19 protein-coding genes are annotated in these 16,000 nt (G+C 43.4%); 5 read left to right on the top strand and 14 right to left on the bottom strand.

Features of this window, described 5'->3' with window-relative positions:
- Together L1D50_RS13940 and L1D50_RS13935 are read left to right on the top strand one after the other, a co-directional pair.
- Positions 1–993 (top strand): zinc-binding dehydrogenase (locus L1D50_RS13940; RefSeq protein WP_239966242.1); only part of this gene is annotated, 993 nt, incomplete at its 5' end.
- Between the two features lie 321 nt (positions 994–1,314).
- Positions 1,315–1,902 (top strand): ABC transporter substrate-binding protein, encoded by a 588-nt coding sequence (locus L1D50_RS13935; protein ID WP_128728327.1) that lies wholly within the window; start codon positions 1,315–1,317, stop codon positions 1,900–1,902.
- Positions 1,903–1,980: 78 nt separating this feature from the next.
- Here L1D50_RS13935 and L1D50_RS13930 read toward each other — a convergent pair whose 3' ends face one another.
- Together L1D50_RS13930 and L1D50_RS13925 are read right to left on the bottom strand one after the other, a co-directional pair.
- Positions 1,981–2,961 (bottom strand): 2-hydroxyacid dehydrogenase, encoded by a 981-nt coding sequence (locus tag L1D50_RS13930; protein ID WP_128728326.1) that lies wholly within the window; start codon positions 2,959–2,961, stop codon positions 1,981–1,983.
- Complete coding sequence (locus tag L1D50_RS13925; RefSeq protein WP_128728325.1) at positions 2,927–3,442, bottom strand: glutathione peroxidase; 516 nt, start codon at positions 3,440–3,442, stop codon at positions 2,927–2,929. Before L1D50_RS13925 ends, L1D50_RS13930 begins: the two co-directional genes overlap by 35 nt.
- A 128-nt stretch (positions 3,443–3,570) precedes the next feature.
- On the opposite strand from L1D50_RS13925, the gene L1D50_RS13920 reads away from it, so the two are divergent.
- Positions 3,571–4,458 carry an NAD(P)-dependent oxidoreductase gene (locus L1D50_RS13920; protein WP_138522311.1) on the top strand — a complete coding sequence of 296 codons (888 nt, stop codon included), beginning with the start codon at positions 3,571–3,573 and terminating at the stop codon, positions 4,456–4,458.
- Positions 4,459–4,500: 42 nt separating this feature from the next.
- On the opposite strand, the gene L1D50_RS13915 is transcribed toward L1D50_RS13920, so the two are convergent.
- The 7 genes from L1D50_RS13915 to L1D50_RS13885 form a co-directional block, all read right to left on the bottom strand.
- Positions 4,501–5,193 (bottom strand): M15 family metallopeptidase, encoded by a 693-nt coding sequence (locus L1D50_RS13915; protein WP_138523216.1) that lies wholly within the window; start codon positions 5,191–5,193, stop codon positions 4,501–4,503.
- Entirely contained in the window at positions 5,186–6,313 is a 1,128-nt protein-coding gene (dapE, locus tag L1D50_RS13910) for a succinyl-diaminopimelate desuccinylase (RefSeq protein ID WP_239966241.1), read from the bottom strand. The genes L1D50_RS13915 and dapE overlap by 8 nt, the downstream gene beginning before the upstream one ends.
- Entirely contained in the window at positions 6,313–6,660 is a 348-nt protein-coding gene (locus L1D50_RS13905; RefSeq protein ID WP_128728321.1) for an ArsC family reductase, read from the bottom strand. The genes dapE and L1D50_RS13905 overlap by 1 nt, the downstream gene beginning before the upstream one ends.
- Complete coding sequence (locus tag L1D50_RS13900; protein WP_128728320.1) at positions 6,657–7,169, bottom strand: PTS glucose transporter subunit IIA; 513 nt, start codon at positions 7,167–7,169, stop codon at positions 6,657–6,659. Before L1D50_RS13900 ends, L1D50_RS13905 begins: the two co-directional genes overlap by 4 nt.
- Positions 7,166–7,546, bottom strand: a complete 381-nt coding sequence (locus tag L1D50_RS13895) for an ACT domain-containing protein (protein ID WP_010373910.1) — start codon at positions 7,544–7,546, stop codon at positions 7,166–7,168. Before L1D50_RS13895 ends, L1D50_RS13900 begins: the two co-directional genes overlap by 4 nt.
- A gap of 157 nt (positions 7,547–7,703) precedes the next feature.
- Positions 7,704–9,851, bottom strand: a complete 2,148-nt coding sequence (gene pta / locus L1D50_RS13890) for a phosphate acetyltransferase (protein WP_193554588.1) — start codon at positions 9,849–9,851, stop codon at positions 7,704–7,706.
- A gap of 2 nt (positions 9,852–9,853) precedes the next feature.
- A complete protein-coding gene (locus L1D50_RS13885; protein WP_239966240.1) occupies positions 9,854–11,053 on the bottom strand; it encodes an acetate kinase in 1,200 nt (399 codons plus the stop codon).
- Positions 11,054–11,205: 152 nt separating this feature from the next.
- Between L1D50_RS13885 and yfbV the strand changes: the two genes are divergently transcribed.
- Positions 11,206–11,652: a terminus macrodomain insulation protein YfbV gene (yfbV, locus tag L1D50_RS13880; RefSeq protein ID WP_039497434.1), complete on the top strand. Its 447-nt coding sequence runs from the start codon at positions 11,206–11,208 to the stop codon at positions 11,650–11,652.
- A gap of 67 nt (positions 11,653–11,719) precedes the next feature.
- Here yfbV and rlmA read toward each other — a convergent pair whose 3' ends face one another.
- From rlmA to xthA, 3 genes are all read right to left on the bottom strand, one after another.
- Complete coding sequence (rlmA, locus tag L1D50_RS13875; RefSeq protein ID WP_128728317.1) at positions 11,720–12,520, bottom strand: 23S rRNA (guanine(745)-N(1))-methyltransferase; 801 nt, start codon at positions 12,518–12,520, stop codon at positions 11,720–11,722.
- The gene (locus L1D50_RS13870; RefSeq protein WP_239966239.1) at positions 12,517–13,140 is read right to left on the bottom strand and encodes an energy-coupling factor ABC transporter permease; all 624 of its coding nucleotides are present in this window, start codon (positions 13,138–13,140) and stop codon (positions 12,517–12,519) included. Before L1D50_RS13870 ends, rlmA begins: the two co-directional genes overlap by 4 nt.
- 79 nt (positions 13,141–13,219) lie before the next feature.
- Entirely contained in the window at positions 13,220–14,029 is an 810-nt protein-coding gene (gene xthA, locus L1D50_RS13865; RefSeq protein ID WP_128728315.1) for an exodeoxyribonuclease III, read from the bottom strand.
- 265 nt (positions 14,030–14,294) lie between these two features.
- Here xthA and L1D50_RS13860 point away from each other — a divergent pair, with 265 nt between their 5' ends.
- Positions 14,295–14,729 carry an exonuclease III gene (locus L1D50_RS13860; protein WP_128728314.1) on the top strand — a complete coding sequence of 145 codons (435 nt, stop codon included), beginning with the start codon at positions 14,295–14,297 and terminating at the stop codon, positions 14,727–14,729.
- 39 nt (positions 14,730–14,768) lie between these two features.
- Here the strand turns inward: L1D50_RS13860 and L1D50_RS13855 are convergent, their stop codons facing one another.
- Both L1D50_RS13855 and L1D50_RS13850 read right to left on the bottom strand, forming a co-directional pair.
- The gene (locus L1D50_RS13855) at positions 14,769–15,053 is read right to left on the bottom strand and encodes a hypothetical protein (protein ID WP_128728313.1); all 285 of its coding nucleotides are present in this window, start codon (positions 15,051–15,053) and stop codon (positions 14,769–14,771) included.
- A gap of 128 nt (positions 15,054–15,181) precedes the next feature.
- Positions 15,182–16,000: hypothetical protein (locus L1D50_RS13850; RefSeq protein WP_239966238.1), on the bottom strand; the 819-nt coding region annotated here is incomplete at its 5' end.

The raw sequence follows: 16,000 nt of genomic DNA, 5'->3' as shown, positions 1-16,000 counted from the left end.
AAGTTAAGGTATATGATGAAAGCAGTCCGATTCAATCACACAAATGGACTTACCTTCGAGCAGGGAGAAATTAATTTGCCTGAAGCAACGGATGATCAGGTTTTGGTCAAAGTTGAATACGTTGGTTTAAGCTTTATCGATACAAAGGTGGCCAATTGTCCCTGTGAAGAAACACCAAACAGAGTGTTTGGCGTGGACGCTGTGGGTATTGTGGAAAAAGCATGTAAAACAGGGTTTCCAGAGCCGGGAACTCGAGTATTCTGGCACGGCGATATTCGAGAGCATGGTACGATGAGTGAATTTGCCTTGGTGCCAAGTCATGCACTTACTGTCTTGCCAACAAACGTCGATGGAAAACTGGCCGCAGCTTCAATTGCTCCAGCAATGTGCGCGTTAATAGCTCTTTTCAAACTGCAGTTAAATGCTGGGGATACGGTCTTAATCGAATCGGCTCATCACCCAGTTGGTCAAATGGCGATACAATTTGCAAAACAGTTGGGTTTGGGCGTTGCGGCATGTTCTGAATCTAAGCATAAAAAGCTGCTTGAGAAACTAGGCGCGGATCTGGTGTATTGTCATCCTGACTTTGCGGGTTTGGCTGATGCGTTGCAGCTTCACTTTGGTGCCGCAGAGGTACAAGGTGCGTTGGACGTGACGGGCACACATACTCAGCAACTGATTGCGCACTTGACATTTTGTGGCCGCGTCAGCTGCCTAGCTGGGTTGCCAGCCATTGAACAGCATATATTGATGAAGAAAGCCCCCAATATAGGAATTGTTTCCTTATGCGGCAGCTGGCTTTCAAATAGCGTCTGTGCACAGCAAAGAATGGCATTTATTGGAAACGCGCTTGCAGAAAAGCTTGAAAAAAATGAAATCACTTTGCAGCAACTTGAGTCAATTTCGCCGCAGCATGATGCGATAATAGAAACACTGGAAAAACTGGGAAGCTGCGATAATATCGCGTTTTTTGTGGCAGATATGGAACGCTAGCCTCCAGCAACAACGGTAATTTATCCCCTTCACGCAATAATCGTGAGCTTGGCTGCAATCGCCAAGCTCAGCGAGCAAATAAATTGATACAATTTCTGACATTTTTCGTCGTTTGATCCCCGTATACTTCCCGTAGGCCTTGTCATAACAGTAATACGCCTTTTATTTCTGACTTTATAAAAAGCGGTTGTCATCGTGAGCCTCTATTTTACATTGCGTTAATTGATGTCGGTTAGGCATTAATTTGGTGCAGATTGGTATGTTTATTTGCACTCGTCAAATTGGATAGACTAGTGTCATCAGTTTAATAAGGATTAAACAATGAAAAAGTTACTCGTTATTTTCAGTTTTCTCATTTTCTCAGGCTTCGCTTCTGCGAATGACACGCCTTACGAGTTAATTAATCACGTTGGCGATAAACTATTTGCCGACATAAAAACGGTTAATCAAGATGGCAAGGCGACGGAAACTCAGATGAAAGGCATTGTACGTAGCCGTTTAATGCCGCACATAGATGTCAAGTTTGTATCTTTTAAATTACTTGGCAAACACATCAAAGGGTTAAAGCGAGATGAAGCGATTGAATTTATCAATGCAGTAGATAAGTATCTTGTAGCCACCTATGCCAATGCACTTTTGCAGTATAAAGGTCAAGATGTATTGTTTGAAGAATTACCAGTTTCTGACGGCGCTGATTTTGCCACAGTCAAGGTGGTAATAAAAGAGCAATCAAAACCGGATATTGATATGCATTTTAAGTTTCGCCAAAGCAAAGACGGCAGTTGGAAAGTCTATGACATGGTTGCTGAAGGTATTTCTTTATTGAGTGCTAAGCAAAAAGAGATCACGATGAGAATTTCAGAAGTAGGTTTAGCTCAGGTTACGGCTGAATTGAAGAGCAAAGCATAAATCAAATTACTTCCCCCGACTTTGAAGTAACCAAAAGAGCACATCATGATTGATATGCTCTTTTTTTTGGTTCTGAAATTAGATTACTTGGTTTATCAACGGCTTTTCCAGTCTTGCTGCGTCGAGGTTTTCACAGGTTATTGTTGCAATTTGTTTTAGTGCTTCTTTGGTAAAGAAGCCTTGATGCCCTGTAACTAGTACGTTGGGGAAGCTAACCAAACGCGAGAAAACATCATCTTGAATTATTTCTTCACTATGGTTTTTAAAAAATAGCTCTGACTCTTGTTCATACACATCTAAGCCGAGATAACCGAGTTGTTTAGACTTGAGCGCGGCGATACAGGCTTTGCTATCTAACAGGGCGCCTCTACTGGTGTTAATAAGCATCACACCCGCTTTCATTTTGGCAAACGCAGCATCATCGATAATATGATGGGTATTTTCATTAAGCGGACAGTGCAGACTAATAATATCCGATTGTGCTAGTAAGATATCTAGAGAGACCAAAGTGTAGGGGCCTTCTCCAACGTTTGGGTCATAAACTAATACATTGGCACCAAAGCCGTTCAAGATACTGACCAATGCTTGCCCAATTTTGCCACAACCGATGATACCGACCGTTTTATTATAAATATTAAAACCTAGTAAACCGTTGAGATCAAAGTTATCTTCTCGAACTCGATTATAGGCCTTATGAGTTTTGCGGCTGAGCGTTAGCATTAACGCGATACAGTGCTCTGCAACCGCTTCAGGACTGTAGGCTGGCACACGGACAACATTTATACCACGCAGCTTTGCTTGTCGAATATCAACGTTATTGAAACCTGCGCAGCGTAGGGCGATGAATTTAACACCATAGTCAGCGAGTTTATCAATCACTTGCGCATTTACAGAATCGTTTACAAATACACAAACCGCGTCATAGTGCTGACAAAGTGAAACTGTGTTTTCATTGAGTGACTCGCTAATAAAGCTTATTTCAAGTTCTGAGTAAACATTTACAGCTTGCTCAAAAAATGGCACTTCATAGTTTTGCGAGCTGAATAGGGCGATTCTCATGATTAATGTGGCTCTCTATCACTGATTTAAGCGTTTCTGGTTTAGTTCTTGGGGCATATCTAGATACTAGCATGCCTTCTGAGTTTATTAGAAACTTGGTAAAATTCCATTTAATTGCACGGTTTTGCGCGATACCACGGGTATGAGATTTTAAGTAGCTAAACAATGGATGTGCATCAGGTCCGTTGACTTGTGTTTTAGTACAGATCTTAAAGCTTAAATTGAAATGTGTATTGTAAAACTCTTTAAGCATTTCATCTTCAAGTGGCTCGTTGCGACCAAACTGATTGCAAGGAAAGGCCAATACCTCAAATCCAAAAGGTTTGTATTTGCTGTATAGCTTTTCAAGTGCAGAAAGTTGTGGCGCAAAGCTACATTTACTCGCAATGTTAACGATCAATAACGGTCTTCCCGCCAGAGACTGTAATGGCAAAACTTGGCCATCAATAAGTTGTGCACTAAAACGATAAATATTCTCCATCCTTTCAGGCTCCGTGTGATTTATTCATGTTATTCGGTATCAAAGCGGTTTTTTCATTTGCTATGACAGAGGTGCTCGGGTATAAAAACTCCATTCTTATTAAGATAACAACGAAATAGGACAGAAATATGTCAGTGAAAGTCGCATTTATAGGATTAGGCGTCATGGGGTATCCAATGGCTGGGCATTTGCAAAAAGCGGGTCACCAAGTCACGGTATATAATCGTACTACCAGCAAAGCCGAAAAATGGGCCGAGGAGTATGCTGGCAACTTTGCAGTTACACCTAAAGACGCAGCGACTGACTGTGATTTTGTGTTTATGTGTGTTGGCAATGATGACGATTTACGCTCAGTCGTATATGGCGAAAGTGGTGTATTAGCGGGAGTGAAGCCGGGAGCGGTGATAATTGATCATACTACAACATCTGCAAAAGTTGCCCGTGAAATAGCGCAAGAAGCCAAGAAATTAAAAGTTGAATTTCTAGATGCTCCTGTATCTGGAGGCCAGGCTGGTGCAGAGAATGGCGTGTTGACGGTAATGGTTGGCGGAGACGAAAGTACGTTTGCAAAAGCACAACCAATCATGGCCGCGTTTGCTCGCTTTAGCCAATTAATTGGAGAAGTGGGTGCTGGGCAGCTTTGTAAAATGGTTAATCAAATCTGTATCGCGGGTGTGGTGCAAGGGCTCGCAGAAGGCTTGCACTTTGCTAAAAAAGCGGGTCTTGATGGTGAAAAGGTGATTGAAACGATTGCCAAGGGTGCGGCTGGCTCTTGGCAAATGGAGAATCGTTATAAAACCATGTTAGCAGGCGAATATGACTTTGGTTTTGCAGTCGATTGGATGAGAAAAGATTTAGGCATTGCGCTAGACGAGTCAAGAAGTAACGGCGCAAATTTGGCGCTTACAGCTTTAGTGGATCAATATTATGCGGATGTTCAAGCGCTTGGCGGCAACCGTTTTGATACCTCAAGTCTACTGGCAAGACTTGATGCTATTCACGACAAAAGCAAATAACCTTTCGTTTCTAGTCTAAGTAACTTAAGGTCGGGTTAGTTGTTATGGCTGCGCTACATTGGTGATAAATTGCTGATGTAGTGCGCTGAGATTCGTCAGTATTGCGTCTTTACCTTTGATATCGCTGCGTTTAAGCACTGCACCAATCGCGTCAACGGATTGCAGCGAGGCAAGTTTTGATGCCGTTAGCTGGTGGCTAATATGCCAAGGCTCCGCAGCAACTCCCCCTCGGTAACAATCATAAGGCCGATAGAAACCAAAAGTTGCTAAATGCGCATCAAGCCACAGCGAAAATTTGTGCTGATGTCCATCTTTCTGGTATTCCCACGGTTCCAGTTGTAGTGATTGCCCTGCTGGTACAAGGTTTTTGGCGAACACATCCAGATCAGTGCCCAAATGGTGGCGACTAGCACCAGGTAGGGCGGAGAACAACATAATTGCTTTTACTTTGTCGATGTCTGAGAGGTTACTCAGTTCTATCTCTTGATTAGTGATACCAAAAACAGGACGGCGCATTGCAAACTTGCTATTCCAAATCGCTTTTTGCCTTTCAAATCCTCGATATGCGGACGCCATGTAAAACTCAAAACCTGCCTTTTTCGCAGCTTTAGAGAGGTCATTGAGATCGGAAACTATTGCGCTATGCACGTGGCGACCATGGTAAAACACCAGATGTGATTCGTTGACGCCACAAGCGCTACATTCAGCGCTTGTAAGCATATAGTTGCTAGGCAAGTAACTTCTCCAAGATCTTTTCATAGATTAAGGCTAATTGATCTAGGTCTTTGCTGCTCACGCATTCATCGACTTGATGGATTGTGGCATTAATTGGGCCAAGCTCAATTACCTTACATCCCGTTTGGGCAATAAACCGGCCATCCGATGTGCCACCTGAAGTTTCTGGTGTGGTTTGCCTTCCCGTCACTTCTTTGATGGCTGCAATCGTCACATCGAGCAACGGACCTGGTTCAGTTAAAAACGGTAAGCCATTCAATATCCAATTAAGTTCATAATCAAGTTGATGCTTGTCTAGAATAGCAATAACACGTTGTTTGAGCTCATCGGCTGTAACTTCGGTGCTAAAGCGAAAGTTAAACTGTACTTGCAGGGAACCTGGTATCACATTACCAGCCCCCGTTCCGCCATTGATATTGGACACTTGGAAGCTTGTTGCGGGGAAAAATGCATTCCCTTGATCCCACTCGGTCTGACTGAGTTCAGCAATCGCCGCCGCAGACAAGTGAATGGGGTTTTTAGCAAGGTGAGGGTAAGCTACGTGACCTTGTTTTCCAATCACTTTTAGGTGTCCTGTGAGTGAACCGCGGCGACCATTTTTTACTACGTCGCCAAGTTTATGGCGCGATGAAGGTTCACCGACTAAGCACATATCAATTTTTTCGTTGCGGGCTTCTAATAAATCTACAACTCGAGTTGTGCCGTTCACGAAAGGGCCTTCCTCATCAGAGGTTATCAAAAAAGATAGTGACCCTTTGTGGTTGGGGTGTTTTTCGATGAACCGTTCCGTTGCCACGATCATAGCTGCAAGTGAGCCTTTCATGTCAGCAGCTCCACGGCCATGCAACATGTCATTTTCAATCACTGCAGCAAATGGCGGGTGTTGCCATTGACTCTCGTCGCCAACCGGTACTACATCAGTGTGTCCAGCAAAGCAAAAATGTGGTCCGCTGTCGCCTTTTCGTGCCCATGTGTTGAGGGTATCAACAAAGAAGTGTTCTTCGATGGTAAAGCCAAGCTTTGCTAGGCGTTCATTCATTAATTGTTGGCAACCAGCATCATCAGGTGTAACAGAAGCCCTTTGGATCAGAGCTTGAGCGAGCTTAACTACTTCGCTCATTAGGCAAAAATCTCATCATACTGCGCAGCTTTAAAACCCAAGTGATATTGACCTTGGTACTGCAAAATAGGGCGCTTTATCATGGCTGGTGCCGCCAAAAGGTGTTGTTTCGCTGACTGCGCATCGAGATTTTGTTTTTGTTCTTCGCTAAGCGCTCGGTATGTGGTCCCGCGTTTGTTTAACACGTTTTCCCAGCCAAGTTGGTCAATAAAAGTAGTGAGTAGAGCTTCGTCTAATCCATCTTTGCGGTAGTCGTGAAAAGTGAATTCGATATTGTTGTCTTGAAGATATTTTTTGGCTTTTTTAATGGTATCGCAGTTGCTGATCCCATACATGGTGATTGTCATAAAGCACACGCCCTTGCAATTGTGATTATCGGCTCTTTGGCCGCAGATACTTGTTTTAAAGGATAATAACACGCACCAAGCTTTTGTGCATTGAGTAGCACAATAGCGGCCATGGTTTTTGCTTCACTGAGTGGAATATCAAAAAAGCATAGCGGCTCTCCAAGCTTTATCGTGGTTTTGCCAAAGCTGTTTGCTTTGAGATATTCGGGTTTGGCAAACTCATTGCCGACTTCTAAGCTCAGCAACATTTTTAAGCCGTTATGGGCGTGTAGAATGTATTCACAGTTATTTTTTCTGATCTGAATTAGTTTTCCGTTACAAGGAGATAGCAACAAAGGCACGCGCATTTGTACACAAACACCAATCCCTAACATTCCTGACGCAATCGCCGCGTTTGGGTGCGCACTTAGCGGTAAGACTTTACCAGAAAAGGGACTTGGAATATGCGCAATAGGGTTTGCGATTTGGGATATTGGCCGATATTGGATAGGTGGTGAGAGTTCAATCAAAGTAATAAATATCCATCTTTTTTAAGTGCTTGCATCGCTTGCTGGATTTGGCTTTCTTTTACTAGGATGTAATCGGTATCGTACGTTGATAACGTAAAAATAGAGACGTTGGACTTTGCTAGCACACCAGAAATATTAGCCATAATGCCTGTAAGCGAAAACCCCAGCGGGCCCACGACTTCCAATGCTCTCCAATGACTTTCAGCCGCGAGGCTACTGACTGCGATATCTGACGCGCAAACGATAGAGAGCTCATCCTCAGTTTTGGCAATAAAAAAGATTTTACTGTTTAACACTGCTTGTGGAACAGCGTCATCGCAATCCAAGCTATGTATTGTAAATTCTTGTTTGAGCAATTGCAGCGTTTGCTTTGACATTACCAACCCTTGTTTTTGGAAAAATACCAATTGGTATAATTCATAGTATAGCTAAGTCAATTTAAAGACCAGAGGGTTCACCCGAATTCTGGGCAAAAGAAAGGATTAGTGAGGTAATAAAGAAAAGGGCTCACGCATTGAGCCCTTAGTGTGAAGACTATTCTTCGATTTGTGTTGCCTGAATAGCAGTTAAGGCTATGGTGTATACAATGTCATCAACCAAAGCCCCGCGGCTTAAGTCGTTAACTGGCTTACGCATACCTTGTAACATAGGCCCGATGCTAACAAGTTCAGCACTTCGCTGCACCGCTTTATATGTGGTGTTACCTGTATTTAGATCTGGGAAGACAAATACTGTTGCTTTACCAGCGACTTTGCTGTTTGGCGCTTTTTTACGTGCGACATTTTCCATAATGGCGGCATCGTATTGCAGCGGCCCGTCAATATCGAGATCAGGGCGTTTCTTTTGCGCGATCTCTGTGGCTTCACGCACTTTTTCTACATCTGCACCTTGTCCAGATGTTCCTGTGCTGTAACTGATCATGGCAACGCGAGGCTCAATGCCGAATGCTGCAGCGGAATCTGCAGATTGAATTGCGATATCTGCTAACTGCTCAGCCGTTGGATCAGGGTTAATTGCACAGTCGCCGTATACTAACACTTGGTCCGGTAGCAACATGAAAAATACTGAGCTTACCAAAGACGCGCCTGGTGCCGTTTTGATTAACTGCAGTGGTGGACGAATAGTATTGGCGGTGGTATTTACCGCACCAGATACTAAGCCATCAACTTGGCCTTCGGCTAACATCATGGTGCCGAGCACGACGTTATCTTGCAGTTGCTCTGCCGCAACAACTTCGGTTAGGCCTTTGTTTTTACGTAGCTCAACCATAGGCGCAATGTACTTTTGCAACTCTTCTTCTGGAGATAAGATAGTCACGTTTTCATTAAGCTCAACACCTTGTTGCTGGGCGATACGCTCAATCTCTTCTCTATCTCCAAGTAGAACGGTTTTAGCAATGTTTCGTGCACCGCAGATAGCCGCCGCCTTGATCGTTCTAGGCTCATTACCCTCAGGCAGCACAATGGTTTTGCTAGCACGTCTAGCTAAATCAGTCAGCAGATAACGAAACGCAGGAGGGGAGAGTTTTCGGGTTTTACCGACCCCTTTAGCCAAACTTTCCAGCCACTCGCTATCGATATGGCGAGCGTTGTGCTGTTTTACGCGCTCGATGCGCTGCTCGTCATCACTTGGCACTTCCATATTGAAATTATGTAATAGTAACGAGGTACGCCACGTATCAGCCTCAGTAGCAAGAATAGGCAGACCGGTATCCATCGCTTGCTCACATAAGGTCATGATCTTCTCTTCTGGTTTGAATCCACCAGTTAACAAGATAGCGCCAATCTTGGTGCCATTCATAGCTGATAAACACGCTGCAACTAAGATATCCGAACGATCGCCAGGAGTAACCAATAGGGCACCTGGCGTAAAGTGGTTAAGAATGTTCGATACCGTTCTTGCACAGAAAGTAACACGGCGCAGACGACGGTGCTCCATATCACCCGCATTGATGATTTCGGCTTTTAAATAATTGCTTAAGTCGATAACTCGCGGCGCAACTAAGTCAAAGTCCCATGGTATGGCACCTAAAAGTTGAAATGGGTGTTTTCTGAAAATAGGTAGCGATGCTAAACGATTCATTTCGTTTTCAAGCTCTTCTGGTTTGTATTGATCAACCAGATCGGCGCGCGCTCTGCCATCTTCATCCAGCGGTGCATTCACTTTATTGAATATACAACCCAATACGCGAGGGTGGTTTACACCGCCATAATTGCCTGCAGCTATCTCTAAGCGGTCTTCAAGCTCGTCGATAGAGTCATTACCCGGCGTTAAGACAAACACGATATCTGCACCTAACGTTTGCGCAATCTCGCGGTTTACACGGCCAGCGTAAGGTTGACGACGGGTGGGAACCATTCCTTCTATAATGGCAACTTCATCGTCTTGTACTGTGCCTTCAAAGCGCTCCACTATTTCTTCTAACAGGTCATCGCCTTTACCATCACCTATCATTTGCTCAGCGTAGCTAAGCTCAAACGGCGTGGGTGGGGCAATGGTTGAACCTTGCTGAACGATGAGTGTTGACTTCTCGGGGCCGACTTCATCTTTACGAGGTTGAGCGATCGGCTTAAAGAAGTTTACTTTTACCGCTTTTTGTTCCAGTGCTCGGACTATTCCTACAGACACCGACGTCAAACCAACACCCGTTGAAATAGGAATAAGCATGATACGACGACCCATCATTACACTCCTTTAGCAAGCGTGGCTGCATCGTTGGCAATCACCCACTCTTCATTGGTTGGGATGACCATAGCGACAGGAGAGTGAGACTCATCAGTGATCACACCTTGATTACCAAAGCGTGCGTTGAGGTTATGCTCCTTATTGATGTGCATGCCAAGGAAGCTAAGTTGGCTCACTACTTTTTCACGGATAACGTCAGAGTTTTCACCAATTCCGCCAGTGAATACAAGTGCATCTAAGCCGTTTAGTGGTACCAAGAAGCTAGCAATTTGTTTGGCTAAACGATAACAGAAAATATCAAGCGCCAGTGTTGCTTGAGGATGGTTCTCCTGCGCTGCTTCTTCTATCGTACGGCAATCGTTAGAAAGCTCACTAATACCTAAAAGGCCACTTTGTTTGTTCAACAAAGTGTCAATTTGCTGTGTTGAATAGTTTAGGTGATTAACTAAAAACGAGAACAAGCCCGGATCAATATCACCACTTCGGGTGCCCATCACTAGGCCTTCTAATGGAGTTAAGCCCATGCTGGTGTCCACCGATTTACCGTCTTTAATCGCAGTAACGGAACAGCCATTGCCCAGGTGTGCAGTGATAATACGAGATGGCTTATCTTTTAAGCCTAAAATCTCGATGGCATGCGCCGATACATAAGCATGGCTAGTGCCGTGGAAACCATAACGTCTAACACCATGTTCACGGTATAGTGAATAAGGTAGGGCATAAAGGTACGCTGTTTGATCCATACTTTGATGGAAAGCCGTATCAAAGACAGCGATTTGCGGTAAATGTGCAAATGCGGCTTGAGCTGATCGGATCCCAAGTAGGTTAGCTGGGTTATGTAAAGGCGCCAGACTTGCCGTTTCTTGGATAGCTGTGATAACGGAGTCATCGATAATGACTGAGTGTGTGAAGCGCTCACCGCCGTGTACCACGCGATGGCCTACAGCGACAAGATTTGCGTCTAACGCGAGATCTTTGATAAGTTTTACAAGTGTTGTGATCGCAACTTGGTGCGCATCACCACTATTTAGGGGCACGATTTCCTTGTTGCCTTGGAACTTATATTTAATTTGTGGCGACTGTTCAGCTAGGCGTTCAGCCAGACCTGATAATATCTCCTCTCCCGTTGCATTATCGATGATTGCAAACTTAAGACTGGAGCTTCCACAATTAAGAACCAAAACATGCTGAGATGACATAATGACTTTCCGTTTTGACAATAACAGTTATTGCGTATTAAGCTTAAAGCTATAGCGCATATAAGCTACGCATTTAGACTAAGGTATAGTTGACAGTAAAGACGTCGATTTTACCTCATTTTTTATATAAAAGTTAGCACCTAGGAGTTATGATGCAAAAAAGTCTTATTTCGCAAGTGCAACTTGGACGTCAATACTCGAAAGAGTGGCCTATGCGCAAGGAGCTAGCACCGTTGTTCCCTGAATTTAGGGTGATCAAGGCGACAGAACTTGCTTTAAATACAATGCCTATGCTGGCGGTGTTTACTCTGTTTTTGCAGACCAGCCAATTGGGTTTTCAATATCTTCCGCAAGCCATTGCGATTGCTTTGTTCTTTTTATCGCTTCCTGTCCAAGGATTATTATGGCTTGGTAAAAGAGCTGAAACGCCGTTGAATCCGGCTTTGTATTCTTGGTATACAGAGCTGCATCAAAAGATGGTTGCTAATGGTTATGATTCGCCCCTGTCTTCAAGAAAGCCTAGATACAGAGATTTAGCGCGATTGCTAAAAGATATGTTCGATAAAATGGACAAAGCGTTTACGCAAGAAAACCTGTAGGATCCGTTTTCCTGCCTACCAAGCAAGTAGGCAGTGATTTGCTCATAATTGGTGATCTGATGTTGGATTACTTGCGCTGATATTCGTTTATTAAAAACGAGAGCGTGACTTCGATATGATCCATCTTTTGTAATCTATCCATGTGTTGTTGCTTAAATTTCCATGCAAACGGCGTCATCATGATTAAGTGCTCAACACACTCAAATTCCATGCTATGTGTTTGTTGCAATTTAGTTCGTTCAACCAATTCAAACCCTTGTGGTGTTTCAGGTGCCTTGTGTAGCTTTACATTATCATAAATCAGCGACTTGAGTTCGAATAGATGGTGCTCACCAGGTGAGACGACATACAAACTGCCTGATGGTTTGCATAGACGGGCAAGTTCCTCGGCAAACACTGGCGCAAAAATACTCACAATCACATCTGCAAATTCATTTTCAAAAGGGGCGTCTTTGATAGAGGCTACGCTAAACTCTACTTGAGGATAGCGTTTAGCAGCATAGCGGACAGCAGGTTTTGCGATATCGACCCCGTAGACTTTAGCATTCTCGCAGCGGTTTGCGATTTCACGGGTATAAAATCCTTCACCACATCCTAAATCCAGTAGGGTAGCTGGCAATTTTTCAGAGACTATTTGTGCAAGTCTATCACGTAGAAAGTGATAGTGATCGGTTTCGAAGAATGCCCGACGCGCTGCAACCATTTCCTGATTGTCGCCCGGTTGTTTTGATTTTTTATTTTGCACGGGTAGTAAGTTGACATAGCCTTCTTTGGCAATATCAAATTGATGATTATTATTGCAACTGTAGCTGGCACCGCCCTGATATAAAGGCAGTTTACACAGTGGACAGCGGTAGTGGGAGATCATTTGTCTAAGTATTCCCTATCAAAAAAAGTTTTTACCCAGTGTGGGCGATATGTAATGAGTAAGGTGATGGCCATACCATTCAACATGGCTTCCGGGAACCACATTATCACCGCAAAATGGAGATAATTGTCCGCCAACTGATACCAAGTATAGGCATCGACTGCATAATAATAGAATGCGCTTAGGAGTATCTTTAAACAGCCCACCGTACCTGCGAAAATAAATGCACAAACAAAAATATAAACAAAAAAGTGCCGCGGTAAATGATGATAGCAAAGGGCAAAAAGTCCATAGCTTAAGTAAACAGGGAGCAGTGCTGTGAATAGCCAAAAATTACCGAACTCTATCAAAGTAAAAGCGCTAAAGTAACTGTGGACGAGACAGGCCAAAGTCGCACTCAACGCGCCTAGCCGCCAACCCAAAATTAACGTTACTGCGGTTATTCCTAGAATATGAATGTTCAACTCAGGTAGGATACCTGCTTTTATTTGCCAAAGGAATGTAAGCACGACTGCACAGCTAAATACACCAGTTTGTCTGGCAGGCACTTGTAACAATTGCTGATATTCTTTGCGATGAAAACTGAGTAAAAATAACCCAAGGGCAGCGATAAACGTCACGTTTCTATCCAGTTTTTAAGTTGGTGATTTTAGTATATGCCGAGCACTGAATTTACAGTCTCGGCGGAAAAGCGCGCGATTAGATGTCGAAAGTTGCCCAAATAGGTGCGTGATCTGAGGGTTTATCAATTCCTCTCAATTCGTAATCTATGTCACTTTCAATACACTTCGCAGTTAAAGGAGCCGTTGCTAGAACCACATCAATGCGTAGGCCACGATTATCATCAAACCCTTTAGAGCGATAGTCAAACCATGAGTACTTTTCGGTTGCATCAGGTGTTAACTCTCTAAATGTATCTTTAAAACCCCAATCTAGCAGTGTTTTTAACCATTCGCGCTCTTCAGGTTGGAACGAGCACTTACCTGTTTTTAACCAACGCTTGCGGTTTTGCTCACCAATACCAATATCTGCATCCAGTGGAGAAATATTAATATCGCCCATGACCACAAGGTTAGATTGAGGATCGGCAAAATTATTTAAATGGGTCATGAGGTCCGCATAAAATTGTCTTTTATACGGAAACTTTGTTTCATGGCTGATGTTATCCCCTTGAGGGAAGTAACCATTCATAACGGTAACTTCGTTCCCTGAATCGCTTTCAAACGTACCGCTGATCATGCGACGTTGTGATTCATCAGTATCCGTTGCGAAGCCTTTTTGTATCGCTTTTGCAGGTTTCTTGGAGAGTAGTGCCACACCGTAATGCGCCTTTTGGCCATGGAAATAAACATGGTAGCCAAGCGCTTCTACATCGTCGACAGGAAAAGCTTCGTCATGGACTTTAATTTCTTGCAGTCCAATGACATCAGGTTGGTGTTTTTCAATCAATGCTTGTAATTGATGCAGTCTAGCTCTAAGGCCGTTTATATTAAACGAAACAATTTTCATAGCGCTCTCTTTAGATTCTTGCTGTTATTTGACAAAGTTTATCACTTAAAAACGAGAGGGTCAGCGCTTGGGGGAAATAACTTCTTTAGTGAATGGGTACGCATGTTGGTAGTTGTTAAATTTTGCACAAGTTTAGCGCGGGGATAACGAGGATTTTAGCTTAGTGTGAATAGATCATTAAATAATCAAAATTGCATGATTTAGCTGTTTACTTATTCTTCATTGTAATTATAATCCGCGCCGAATCGTTCAATTGGGGTATATTATGCTTAAATCTCTCTCTTTCTTTGGTCTTGTTTCTTTGGTTTCTACAACGGCTTTTGCTTCACAGGTTGAGTTCACTCAAGCTGATGCATCACCAGCGACAAAAGTATGTGCTGTTGCAGCAGAACAAGGTTTCAGTGCAGCTCGTAGAGAAGCTTCTTCACTAGGTCTATTTATTTCACGCTTTTCACCAAGCATCCATTGTAACGGTGAAGATATCCGTGAGTTTGCGAAAGCGGCAAAGCGCTCGCAAAAGCAAGAAAAGAAAGTTGAGCTAATCGCTGAAAAAACTGATACCGCAACTGAGCTATGCTTAGACGCAGTTCGTCACGGCGTAAATCACCTACGTTTGAATAACCAACAGGTTCGCAACTTACGTTGTAACGATATGCCTGTTAAGCAATTCGTCAAAGAATTCAGAAACGCAGCAATCTAACCTAATTGATGTGAAGAGAAGGGGCGTTTAGCCCCTTTTTTATTGCTTTTTATTCAATTGTGCATCACGATATTTGTTGTAACAGACTAGCGCTGCCAAACCTCCTACTGGCACTGTAATAATACCGAACCAGCCACCCGTATATAAGACGGCAAGTAGCATTCCAATATCAATACCGCCGATAACACAATCAGAATGACCACTTTCTGAAACCCGACAATTCAGTACTGCAACGCTAAGTTCAGCAATGAGTAAACCAAATAAAGGCGCAAGGGCGAGAAACCCTAAGCTCACCGCTAAAAGTTTCAATTGCTTGTGTGACATGTACATATCCTTATTTATCATTCACGTTTATTGTGTCGTGATGAGATTAACGCGAGCTGATAATTTCTGCAACGCAATGACAGTCGCACGTTTTTTGCACAAAAAGTGTCGTTCACATAATACGATATTTAACGTAGTGAGGATGGTGAAGTTGTACAATCAGGTGAAAACCAAAAGTCATCGGAGGCTGCTGACCACTCATCGCTACATACACCGAGTTGCTCACCTTCAACGTCAGCACAGGCATCGTGATTTAAGCAATCTTGAGTGTATTGTCCATCGCCAAACATTGGGCAGCCAGCACCGCATCGAGCAGCACAAAAACCATGACCGCCAACAATATAACTCCGTGTTTTTACGTTTGAATCGTTAACATCCCAAACCGCTGTTCTTGAGTAACCCATGTATGGACAAAGATCGGTCCATCCTTGTGCACTAAAGTCCCTAGTAACTTCTTGTTCTATTGCCTCACCTAACGGGTAGGTCGATAAAAACTCGAAGAACTTCAGCAACACCAGTTTCGATTGCTGGTCTAGAGTAGATTGGCTCTTCATGATGGCGCTTCCATTCAGTTTTGCATGATGTAACATATCTTTAATATCTGTTTGGAGTGCTTGAGTGTTAACGAGTGGCTGCTTAGTCGCATCAATCCCTGATATTTTAACTAGCTTCTTATTTTGATCTAGCGATAAAAAGTAAAAATTACCCTTGTATTGAATGGATGCCGAGACTATACCCTGCATTTTGTTAGTTATCGAAAACTGAATTGGAGAGGAATCACTTTGCAGGTTTGGCGATTGGTCCTTACCATCATTGTGAGTTTGAATTACTCCTTTAATACCGTGTTCCGTAGTCTGAACGATAGTATTGTCGGTGCTAGCGAATGTTAAACCAGAGAATAATACAGATAAGATAATAGATGAAAACAGGTGCTTCATAGTAAATCC

The sequence above is a fragment of the Pseudoalteromonas sp. Isolate6 genome, from assembly GCF_022398435.1.
Taxonomy (GTDB): Bacteria; Pseudomonadota; Gammaproteobacteria; order Enterobacterales; family Alteromonadaceae; genus Pseudoalteromonas; species Pseudoalteromonas galatheae.
This window is presented reverse-complemented; position numbering and strand designations above follow the sequence as displayed.